Source organism: Flectobacillus major DSM 103, assembly GCF_000427405.1.
Taxonomy (GTDB): Bacteria; Bacteroidota; Bacteroidia; order Cytophagales; family Spirosomataceae; genus Flectobacillus; species Flectobacillus major.
Genome location: NZ_ATXY01000003.1, coordinates 111,473 through 123,619, shown reverse-complemented (window position 1 = coordinate 123,619; position 12,147 = coordinate 111,473). Strand labels below are relative to the sequence as shown.

Below are 12,147 nucleotides of genomic sequence, written 5' to 3'. Positions count from 1 at the left end.
CAATAAAGTCATGTTCAACGAATTCAATAATTTAAAAAAACACATTAGTTTCATCAGGAACATTATTTTAGGAGGCATTGTACTGTATCTGCAATTAGCATGTTCCGAAACCAAACCCACAGCCACACAGGCGGCCCTTCCTCAGGTTTTACCTGTTGTCAATATTACCAGTACCTCGGCACTAACTACTACCGAATACCCCGCTTCGATTCAAGGTATTGTTAATGTAGACATTCGTCCGCAAGTAAGCGGAAGTTTAGATAAGGTTTTTGTGGATGAAGGAAGCTTTGTTAAAAAAGGCCAATCGCTCTTCAAAATCGACGAACAGCCCTTTAGAGCCCAACTCAACAGTGCTATTGCAACCCTTCGTGCTGCCGAAGCTGCTACACTCAACACACAATTAGAAGTTGACAAACTAACACCATTGGTACAAAACAAAGTAGTATCAGAATATCAGCTAAAAGCCGCACAAGCCAGCCACAAAATAGCATTGGCCAACGTACAACAAGCACAGTCAATGGTAAAAACTGCCCAAATCAACTTAGGTTATACCCTTATCAAGGCTCCAGTAAGCGGGTATATTGGTCGACTACCCAAAAAACAGGGCAATTTGGTATCGCCAAGTGATATAGAAGCCCTTACTCAGCTTTCGGATGTACGTCAGGTATACGTGTATTTTTCTTTGGGCGAAAGTGATTTTATGCACTTTACAGCCAAGAATAAAGGGCTTTCGCTGAATGAAAAAATCAAAAATCTACCTCCAGTATCTTTGATATTATCTGACAATTCGGAATATGCCGAAAAGGGCAAAATAGATATGGTAGATGGTCAATTTGATAAAAATACAGGAGCAATTACCCTTCGTGCTACGTTTTCAAATGCCAAAGGTTTATTACGTTCAGGCAATACCGGTAGAATTAATTTAGGAATTATTCACCCCAATGCCATTTTAGTACCACAACAGGCTACTGTAGAAGTTCAGGATAAAGTATTTGTTTTTGCGGTTGATAAGGATAACACAGTAAGCAAACGCCCTATTGTAATATCGGGCAAAAGTAACAATGATTATATTGTACAAGAAGGTGTAAATGAAGGAGATAGAATCGTTTTCAAAGGCTTTGAAAACTTACAGGATGGTGCTACAATAACACCTGAGCCAGCCAAAAAAGAGCTTGCTAAAAACTAATTCAACAACTTTTCAAAATTTATTATGTTCAAGAAATTTATAGACAGGCCTGTATTGGCAACTGTCATATCCATTCTATTGGTTATTGTGGGCGTTTTGGGGCTTAGCAAATTACCTTTACAACAATTTCCAGATATTGCCCCACCTGCAGTACAAGTTATAGCTTTATACCCAGGTGCCAATGCTGAAACCGTTTTGCGAGCTGTAGCTCCTTCGCTCGAAGAATCAATCAATGGTGTTGAAAACATGAGCTACATGAGTTCAACGGCTAGTAACGATGGCTCGTTGGTAATTACGGTATTTTTCAAACTTGGCACCGACCCCGACCAAGCGGCAGTAAATGTTCAAAACCGTGTATCTCAGGCTACTAGCCAACTACCAAGCGAAGTAGTACAAGCTGGTATTACAACTGCCAAACAGCAAAATAGCTTGATTATGGTAGTAGATATGTACTCGGAAGATGAAAAAACGTATGACCAAACTTTTTTGGCCAACTATGCCCAAATCAATATTATTCCAGCCATAAAGCGTATTCCTGGGGTAGGGCAGTCTATTATTTTTGGAGGAAACAAAGATTATTCGATGCGGGTATGGCTCAATCCTAGCCAAATGGCTAGCTATAACCTTACACCTAAAGAGGTTATGTCCGCTATTCAGGATAAAAATTTAGAGGCGGCCCCTGGTAAATTTGGTGAAAGTAGCAAGCAGTCTTTTGAATACGTTATCAAATATAAAGGTAAGCTCAACAAGCCTAGCGAATATGAAAATATTATTATTCGCTCAAATGCCGATGGCTCGGTATTGCGATTGAAAGATGTTGCAAAAATAGAATTTGGGGCTTATACCTACGGTAATTTTACCCGTGTCAATGGCAAGGCTGGTATCAATATTGCTACCATGCAGCTAGCTGGGTCAAATGCCAACGAAATTCAAATAGCAATTGCTAAATTGATGGAAAAGGCTTCAAAAGATTTTCCGAAAGGCGTAAAATACTTAACCCTGTATAATACCAAAGACTCGCTCGATCAATCTATTCATCAAGTAATATCTACCTTGGTAGAAGCCTTTATTCTGGTATTTTTGGTAGTATTTATCTTTTTGCAAGATTTTCGTTCTACGTTGATTCCAGCTATTGCTGTACCTGTAGCCATTTTAGGAACATTCTTTTTTATGTCACTATTTGGTTTTTCTATCAACTTACTCACGCTATTTGCCTTGGTGTTGGCTATCGGAATTGTTGTTGATGATGCCATTGTAGTAGTAGAAGCTGTACACGCCAAAATGGAACATCGACACCTTCCGCCAAAGGCCGCCACAACTTCGGCTATGAGCGAAATTACAGGAGCTATTATTTCGATTACGCTTGTGATGTCGGCGGTGTTTCTTCCTGTAGGTTTTATGGAAGGTTCTACGGGGGTTTTTTATCGTCAATTTGCTTTTACATTGGCTATTGCTATTATTATTTCGGCTATCAATGCTCTTACTTTGAGTCCCGCTTTGGCTGCTTTATTCTTGAAAAATACACATACAGGTCATGCTTATCCAACGTCACGAGCGTCGTTTAAAGACAAGTTTTTTGCAGGTTTCAACCGTGGTTTTGATAAACTAACCCATAAATATACCAACAGCCTACGCTTTTTGATTAACCATAAATTAGTAAGTATTACGGGTTTATTGATTGTAATTGCTAGTACCGTGTGGATGGTCAAAAAAACACCAACAGGCTTTATACCGTCTGAAGACCAAGGTTTTATAGCAATATCTTTGTCGATGCCAGCAGGTGCTTCGCTCGACAGAACCACTCAAGTAATTCATGAAGCCGAAACAGCTTTGGCTACTATGGAATCTAAGCGAACATTGATGGGGCTATCGGGGTTCAATATCCTTACCCAGTCATCAAGCCCGTCGTCGGGGGTAGCTTTTGTATTGCTCAAGCCTGCCAAAGAAAGAGGTCAAGTGACTGATATTAATGCTATTATGAACGAGGTTCGAGGCAAGTTAGCTAATATTAAAGGAGCCAATTTCTTTGTATTTACCTTCCCAACAGTGCCAGGTTTTAGTAATGTCGATGGGTTGGATATTGTGCTACAAGACAAAACAGGAAGTAGCCTAACCAAGTTTAGTGAGGTAGGCAATAAGTTTATCGGAGAGCTTATGAAGCGTGAAGAAATAGCCATTGCATTTACTTCTTTCAAGGCCGATTATCCTCAGTACGACATGCAGGTAGATGAGGTAAAAGCCGAACAACTAAGCGTAAATGTAAGAGATATTCTTCAGACTATGCAGACCTATTTTGGTAGTTCGCAGGCCTCAGATTTTAATCGATTTGGGAAATATTACAGAGTAATGGTTCAGGCAGACAAAAACGCTCGTACCGAAATCGGAGCAATGGACGGTATTTATGTAAAAAACCGTTTGGGCGATATGGTGCCAATTAATACCCTTGTTACCCTAAAACGAGTATATGGCCCCGAAACAGCTTCTCGGTATAACCTTTTTAATTCTATCGGGGTCAATGCTATTGCCAAGCCTGGATATAGCTCGGGCGATGCCATCCGTGCTGTAGAAGAAGTGGCCGAAAAACATTTACCAACAGGTTATTCGTTTGAGTTTTCGGGTATGACCAAAGAAGAACTTTCTTCGGGCGGACAATCTACAGTGATATTCCTTTTATCGTTATTGTTCATATATTTCTTATTATCAGCTCAGTACGAAAGTTATATTCTTCCTTTCGCCGTGATTCTGTCTATTCCAACGGGGATATTCGGTGTATTTGCAGCTATTGGCTTAAAAGGTATCGAAAACAATATTTATGTACAAGTAGCCTTGGTAATGTTGATAGGTTTGTTGGCCAAAAATGCTATTTTGATTGTAGAATTTGCCTTACAAAGAAGAGCCTCAGGCAAATCATTGAAGGCATCGGCCTTAGAAGCCGCCCGCCTTCGTTTAAGACCTATCATTATGACCTCGTTGGCATTTGTGGTGGGGCTTGTACCAATGATGGGCGTACAAGGACCTTCGGCTCAGGGCAATCACTCTATTAGTATTGGTGCTGCTGGAGGTATGGTTACAGGGGTAATTTTAGGTTTATTTATTATTCCTGTGTTGTTTGTCATATTTCAGTATTTGCACGAAAAAGTTTCTCCAAGACCAGCACTTGTTGTTGAAGAAGTACTGGCAGAAGTATAATCCAGAAAATCATGAAAAGTCCTATAAAACACTATTTTGCCCTAGCTATGGTATGGGTGGTAGTTAATGCTTGTCAAGTGTCCAAAGACCTTGCCATTCCTCAAAATGCCATTCCAACGGCTTATCGAGGAGCCGCAACTCAATCCGATAGTACTTCGGTAGCTGATATTGCGTGGAAATCGTTTTTTACTACCCAAGCACTCCAACAATTAATAGACAGTGCTATTGTTCGCAACAATGATTTGTTAATTGCCCAAAAGAATATTGATATTGCCCAACGACAGTTGCAGCAGGCCAAATGGGCCAATATTCCCAACCTCAATTTTCAGCTTAATAGCACTACCACCAATCCTTCCAATAATAGTTTGAATGGTATTAGTTTGAATCAATTTCTAGGTAAAAAACACATAGAAGATTTTACAGCTGCTGCCAATATATCGTGGGAGGCCGATATTTGGGGAAAAATCAAAAATCAACAAAAAAGTGCGTTGATACTGTATGCTCAGTCGGATGAAATCAAAAAGGCTCTACAAACAACCCTTGTTGCGGCTGTTTCAAAAGGGTTTTATGCCTTGTTAATGTTGGATGCACAGCTCGAAATTGCCAAGAAAAATTTGGTACTAAACGATAAAACCCTGGCGATTATCCAATTACAATTTGAGGCAGGACAAGTCACCATTTTGGCCAAACAACAGGCCGAAGCACAGCGGTTGGTAGCGGCACAATTGATTCCACAACTGGAACAAAATATCATTATTCAGGAAAATGCCTTGAGTGTATTGACAGGTTCTTTTCCAAAATCTTTTGAACGAAAAACGCTTTTACAAGCTATCCAATCACAAAATTCGTTGGCAGTAGGTGTACCTTCGGCTTTGGTGAGCCATCGCCCCGATGTTAAAAGTGCAGAGCTGGCCTTGCAAGATGCCAATGCCAAAGTTGGGATAGCCAAAGCAAGTTTGTATCCTTCCCTTACTATTACGGCTGCGGGTGGTGTCAATGCCTTTGAAGCTAGCAATTGGTTTAGTATTCCTACGTCTTTGTTTGGTACTGTAGCTGGTGGCCTAACTCAGCCATTAATTAATGGTAAAAGACTCAAAACACAATATGATGTAGCGACGATTCAACGAGAAAAAGCGGTTATTAATTTCAGACAGTCGGTGTTGGTAGCCACTGCCGAAGTGGCCGACGCTCTCGTGAAAATTGAAAAAATAGAAGAGCAAAATACACAATTGTCTACACGTGTAAATACCCTTCAATCGGCTATTAGTCAGTCTGATATGTTATTTAAAAATGGCATGGCTACTTACTTAGAAGTTATCATAGCCCAAGGTAATTTATTGCAAAGCGAATTAGAATTGGTTTCGCTCAAAAAAGCTCGCCTCGATGCCGATATAGATTTATATCGCTCATTGGGTGGTGGTTGGAAATAATTTTTTGTTCCTTCTCTAATATTCTATAAGCCAGCCAGCACGTCACAACTGCTTGCTGGCTTTTTGATGATTATAAACCCAGCTTCAAAGCGGCATTGTGTATCGTAATATCGTCGATGCGTGTATATCGCTGAATCATCAATGATGTTTTATGTTTGGTTTGTCGCATAATCTCGGCATCATCAGCACCGTTGATTTTGGCAATGGTAATAAATGAGGCTCTTAACGAATGGGCAGAATATTCTTTACCAAAATATTGTTGAAAAATATCATTAACCGATTTGTCTGTCAAGCGGTTTGTCGTTAGCTGCTGATTTTTTCGGATTCTTGTAAAAACAGCATCTTCATGAAGTAATTGTGCTGTACTTATCCATTTTTGGAGTGTTCGTACAGGACATAGGCTAAAATCGGGGCTATAAAAAATAGCTTTTTCTTCAGCTTCGTTATATTGGTTGGTTTTGGAAAAAGCAATATTTATAATAATACCCGCATCATTAAAGTGCAAATCTTTGACCGAAAGCAGAGCCAATTCCGACCGCCGAAAAGCCCCCGCAAAACCCAATAATAACAAAGCCTTATTGCGTAGCCCTCGATAATGGCTTGTATCTATATCTTTTATGGTATTTTTGAAAACTTGCATTTTAAAAGCCGAAGCCTGTTTTTGCCGCACCCCAATACTTCGCTTAATGCCTTCTATGACAGCCTTAAAATAACTGTCTTGCGAAGGCAAGTCATGGCCAGCCAAAGTGTGGTATTTTCGTAAAACCGCAATTTTTCGATTAATGGTAGCCCATTTATAAGTATCGGCCAAGTGCGTTACGTATAAAATAAGCGTACTTACAGTAGCAGGCAAAGCCAATACCTGATGGCTTGTACACCAAGCTTCATAATGTTGAATATCGTGTTGGTAGGCTCGTTGTGTATTAATAGCACCCTCAATCCCTTTTTGGCCATACGTTTTTGCTTTTTCGATTAAAGCGTGTTCTGTCGATAGCTGGTTGGCAGAAAAAGGGACAATATGTTGCTTATCCATATTACTTCCGATAATTAAATATTATCAAAAGTAACATATCATCAAGAACTCACCAAACCTTTGCTGTATTTTAGGCTTTTTCAACAATTGGTTTTGTAGGCTATTACTTTATATCAACGATAGAATATATATGATTTAAGAGAATTTCTTTATTTTTGACTAAATAAAACATTCGACTAAACCATGAAAGAACGATTTAAGGAAGCTCTAAAAAAACATATTGAGGTAACTGACGAACAATTTGAACAGGTTTGTACCGAAATTACTGTAAAACAGATTAAAAAAGGAACAGTATTGTTAGAGCAGGGGACTGTCGATAATAGTACTTATTATGTATTGGATGGGCTGTTGAAAGCTTATACGATAGATACTTTTGGCAAGGAACATGTAATTCAGTTTACACCCGAAAACTGGTGGGTTAATGATAAAAATTGTTTCTTTTTTGGAGAACCATCTCTTTTTTATATCGAGGCCATAGAAGATACCAACGCTATTCATATTAGGAAATCTTTTTACGAAAAAGCAGATAGGATTATTCCTAATTTTAGTGCATTCCAAACTCTTATTTTGCATAATTCTATTCGGTTTATGCAAAAACGCATCAATTTATTGCTGAGTGCTACTGCCGAAACACGTTATCTGGATTTTATGAAATTATACCCCAATCTAATCATGCGAGTGCCTCAAACCATGATTGCTTCTTATTTGGGTATTACGCCCGAATCGTTGAGTAGGGTACGAAAAATGCTTAGTGTAAAGCACGTATAGAAAAATGGGGTATTGGTGGCTGTACAAAAACTGTTTGTGGTGTTTTATCCGACATCTGAAATTTCTTAATTATTTGTGGGATTATTAAAACATTGAATACCAGTTGATTGTTGTAAGTAAGTATACATTCTTATTTTAGTGGTTTGGTGTTAATATTTTCCTCTTAATTGACAAACTTATTCGCCGATTAAGAGGATTTTTTGCTTAAAACACATCACTTATAAGGGTGCATTATTCTGCTTTGACTTGGCAAATTCTGAAGGTCGCATCCCAAATTGTTTGAGAAAGCAGCGGCCAAACTGAGCTTGCGAACTAAAGCCTGTCATTGATGCAATTTTTTGGATTTTAAAATCACTCTGAACCAATAGTTCGGCAGCCTTTTTGAGTCGGGTAATTACAATGAGTTCGTTGGGTGACAGATTGGCAATGGCCTTTACCTTGCGGTAGAGGGTTGGTCTACTCATATTCATCATATCTGCCAAAAGGTCGACATCCAATAGTGGATTGTCGATATTCTGAAAAATAGCCTCATTGATTTTTTCTAAAAACAGCTCATCCGATTTGTTATAAGCCATACTTTTGATATGCACCAAGGGCGAATTAGCAAAGTAGTTTTTAATTTTATCTCTGTTAATCAATAAATTAGCTATTTGTGTAAGTAGGTGGTCGAGCGAAAAAGGTTTTTCGATATAGGCATCGGCCCCTAGCTCTAAACCCACGATTTTAGATTGAAGGGTATTTTTGGCTGTTAGCAATATCAGCGGAATATGCGAGTAGTTGAGGTTGCTTTTTACGATTTTACAAAACTCAAAACCATCCATAATAGGCATCATCACATCACTCAAAATAAGGTGAACACTTTGATTTTGTAAAACTTCCAAGGCTTTTTTACCATTATTGGCTTGAACAATATGGTATTCTGCCTGTAATTTTTCGGTAATAAAATGGGCTATTTCGTGGTTATCTTCCACTACCAATATGGTAGAACGTTCGTCGATAGGCTCACTTGTATGAGCTTTTGTACCTGAGCTATGGTGTTTTTCTTTCTCTATTCCCAACTCGTTGGCATGGTGTATTGGCAACGAAACCCAAAATACATTCATGTTTTGCTGAATACCTACCTGCAATGTACCTCCGTGTAGCTCGGCAAGTGAACGTGCCAGCGAAAGGCCAATGCCTGTTCCTTGTTCGTTGCTGACATGGTGCATTCTGAAAAAAGGTTCAAAAATACGCTGCCTAAAGTCTTTTGGTATCAAATTGCCATTACTAAGTACTTCAATAACAAAGTGTTCTGGCGATTCATCGCTACTTTTTAGGCGAACAATTGCCTTGCTTTCGGCATATTTAATAGCGTTGTCTAATAGATTAGTGATAATTTTGTAAAAAGCTTCTTTATCAACAAAAGCCCATTGAACAGCCGCTGGAAGTTCTATTTCAAACTGCATTTGCTTGAAAGCCGCCATAGGATAAAATTCGTCGAAACGGTCTTGCAAAAATTGGGAAATATTTACTTTAACCAAACTGAGGCTAAAGCCTTTAGCCTCGGTTTTACGAAAATCTAATAACTGATTAGTAAGATCCAATAAGCGATTGGTATTTCTTTCCATTGTTAATAGATTGGCCTTGATACCCGAATTTTCTTGTACTTTTTTGAGCAAATCTTCTAATGGAGCTTTAATTAAAGTCAGGGGAGTTCTGATTTCGTGTGTTACATGGGTAAAAAACTCCATTTTGGCCTGATAAATTTCCTTTTCCTTCTCCACTTCCAACAAGGCTATTTTCCGCTGATTATCCTGAGCAATTTTGTTATGGTATTGACGGACAGACAGTATCAAAAGCACAATGGCTACAATACTATACAAAATATACGCAGGAATACTTGCCCAAAATGGAGGTTGTATTTCAATAGTAAGTACTGCCATTTGATGACTCCACAAGCCACTACTATTCGATGCTCGTACTTTGAAGGTATAATGCCCTGCCGAAAGTTTGGTAAAATATACCTTTCGGTTGGTTTTGAGGTATGTCCACTGTTTATCGAGTCCTTCCAAAATATACATATACTCGGTCATTTCGGGAGCGGTATAGCCCAAGGCCGCAAAGTCGATACTAAAGGTAGATTGGTTATAGGCAAGGGTAATTTCCTTGGTAAAAGTAATGGTTTTTTCGAGAGGCGAATCTTCTTGCTGAATAGGTAACTCCTTATTATCTACCTGAAATCCAGTTAGATAAATAGCTGGTGCAGTCGTATTTTGGGTAAAAGTATCGGGCATAAAGCTAATGAGTCCTTTTACACTACCAAAATACATGCGTCCTTCTTGGTCTTTGTAAGCCGAATTATAATTAAATTGGTCGCTCAAAATACCGTTAGCCTTGGTAAAAGTAAAAATCTTGTGCGACTGTAAATTCAAGCTTACTAAGCCTTTGGATGTGCTAATCCATAAATTTTGTTTGTTGTCTTCCAATATTTTGTAAAAAACATTGCTAGGAAAACCATTTTTGGTACTATATCGGGTAAAATGACGAAGTTTACGGTCAAATTTATTGAGGCCATTTTCGGTAGTAACCCAAAGTGTATGTTGGCTATCGACAAACATTCCATTAACCGAATTGCTACTCAGGCTACTAAGGTCGGTGTCTTGATTGGTATAATGCTCGGTTTTGTGGGTTTTTAGGTCTATATGAAATAGCCCATTGCGGCTTGTAGCCGCCCAGAGAGTGCCGTCCGAGTCTTCGATAAGAGCGATAAAATGCCCCTGCACATAAGGCAAAGGGCTAAAGTTTTCTTCTTTGGGATTGAAGCGAAAAAGGCCATTGGAGGTAGCCACCAAAATAGCGTTGTCATGGGTTTTAAAAAGGCCTTCAATAAAGTTACTTTTAAGTGCATTGGGGCCATTTCCTGCCACAAAATGCTTGATAACTTTACCTGTTTTAATATCCATAATAGCTAGCCCCTGCTCAAAAGTGCCTACCCAAAGTTGGTCACCAACCACCAACAAACCATGAATATTGGAATGCGAAATACCATGACCAGAGCCATCGGGTTTAAAATGCGTTAGTTTTTTGGTTTGTAAATGGAGTTTATTCAGCCCATTATCTTCTGTCCCTATCCACAAATTACCAAAATGGTCTTGACAAATTTCTCTTACGGCATTGCCCGTAATACTATTTTGTGTTCCCTGATTAAAGTATTTATCGAAAGTAGTATGCTGAGTAGGCAAATAATTGATACCGCCAAAATAAGTCCCAATCCATATTCCTCCTTCGCGGTCTTTGCATAGCGAATACACAGCGTTGTCGGAAAGGGCATAAGGATTGTTGTATTCGTGGGTAAGTTGAATATATCTTTTTGATTGAAGATAGTAAATATATACCCCCGACTCGGTAGCTATCCAATATTCATCGCCAGAACGGTGCATAAAATCACGGACATAAAGAGCCGTTTTGTGCTGATTCAGGGTCAAAATATCCTGATAGGTTTTGGTTGTGGTATTAAAAAGCTTCACTCCCTGACTTGATGTACCCACCAATAGGGCGTTTTGTCCAGTATCAAAAATTTTGTCTATCCAATGAGAAATAGCAGGTTGAGAATTTTTAAAAATATCATGTTTTTGGTACAAATTGCTGAGCGTATTATATTCCCAGAGGAAGCCATCGGTAGTTGAAAGCCAAACAGTGTGATTATTGATAACCACCGAAGTAGCATGAATATCTTCAGGAGCTTTGGGCAATACCAGCATCTTACGGTTTTTCTGGTTGTAGCAAGCCAAAGAATAATCTTTGACAAACCAGATGTTTCCTTGGGTATCGGGTACAATTGTTCTGATAAAATTATTCTTTGTACCATTTACTAAGCTAAATCGCTCGGTAAGAATATTGTACTGATACAAGCCCTGCTGAGTACCCACCCAAATAGTATTGTCTAAACCTTGGCTCAGTGAGAAAATAGTGTTATTGCCTAAACAGTTTGCGGTATCTTCGGTTTTGCGAAATACCTTAAACGTATAACCATCAAAGCGATTGAGTCCGTCTTTTGTACCAAACCAAAGAAAACCATTTTTGTCTTGTAAACTGCAAGTAACGGAGTTGTACGACAGGTTATCCTCAACCTGATAATGCCGAAAACTATATGATTGCCCCCATAAACTTGGGCAACAACCAATCAAAAGTAATATGAGAAAAAGGGGTTTCAAGGAGTATTGTTTTTAAGGCGTAAATATACTTTGAAAACTTAAACGAAGAAATACCCCATATCTTTGGCAGCCCATATTGAGATATTATGCCTAACGATTGAACAGAATCAGCTAATTTTAGTAATAGAAAAGGAAAGTACAAAGAATTTCGATAATAGTAATGATAAGGCATAGTCTAGGTTTTGTAGAATTTGCAGATAGGGGTTGCGGCCTTTTAATATAGAATCAAAACTAAGCGTTTGGTTTAAAACCTGTAAAAGTAGGAATACTATAAAAGTAAAATAAACCCCACTTACACATTTACTAAGATGGTATTCTTCAATAAATGATATAAGTAGGGTTTTGAGT

At 38.7% G+C, this 12,147-nt stretch carries 6 protein-coding genes; 4 read left to right on the top strand and 2 right to left on the bottom strand.

What is annotated here, in order from left to right:
* From FLEMA_RS0100690 to FLEMA_RS0100680, 3 genes are all read left to right on the top strand, one after another.
* Window positions 1–1,186, top strand: a 1,186-nt coding sequence (locus FLEMA_RS0100690) for an efflux RND transporter periplasmic adaptor subunit (protein WP_026993799.1), incomplete at its 5' end; no start/stop codon positions are given.
* A 24-nt stretch (window positions 1,187–1,210) separates the two neighbouring features.
* Window positions 1,211–4,375, top strand: coding sequence for an efflux RND transporter permease subunit (locus FLEMA_RS0100685; protein WP_026993798.1), 3,165 nt, complete (start codon window positions 1,211–1,213; stop codon window positions 4,373–4,375).
* A gap of 11 nt (window positions 4,376–4,386) precedes the next feature.
* Window positions 4,387–5,805: an efflux transporter outer membrane subunit gene (locus tag FLEMA_RS0100680; protein WP_026993797.1), complete on the top strand. Its 1,419-nt coding sequence runs from the start codon at window positions 4,387–4,389 to the stop codon at window positions 5,803–5,805.
* Window positions 5,806–5,875: 70 nt separating this feature from the next.
* Here the strand turns inward: FLEMA_RS0100680 and FLEMA_RS0100675 are convergent, their stop codons facing one another.
* Window positions 5,876–6,838, bottom strand: a complete 963-nt coding sequence (locus FLEMA_RS0100675; RefSeq protein WP_026993796.1) for a tyrosine-type recombinase/integrase — start codon at window positions 6,836–6,838, stop codon at window positions 5,876–5,878.
* A gap of 183 nt (window positions 6,839–7,021) precedes the next feature.
* Here FLEMA_RS0100675 and FLEMA_RS0100670 point away from each other — a divergent pair, with 183 nt between their 5' ends.
* Complete coding sequence (locus tag FLEMA_RS0100670; protein WP_026993795.1) at window positions 7,022–7,606, top strand: Crp/Fnr family transcriptional regulator; 585 nt, start codon at window positions 7,022–7,024, stop codon at window positions 7,604–7,606.
* A 218-nt stretch (window positions 7,607–7,824) separates the two neighbouring features.
* Here the strand turns inward: FLEMA_RS0100670 and FLEMA_RS0100665 are convergent, their stop codons facing one another.
* The gene (locus FLEMA_RS0100665; RefSeq protein WP_026993794.1) at window positions 7,825–11,799 is read right to left on the bottom strand and encodes a hybrid sensor histidine kinase/response regulator; all 3,975 of its coding nucleotides are present in this window, start codon (window positions 11,797–11,799) and stop codon (window positions 7,825–7,827) included.
* Window positions 11,800–12,147 lie beyond the last annotated feature (348 nt).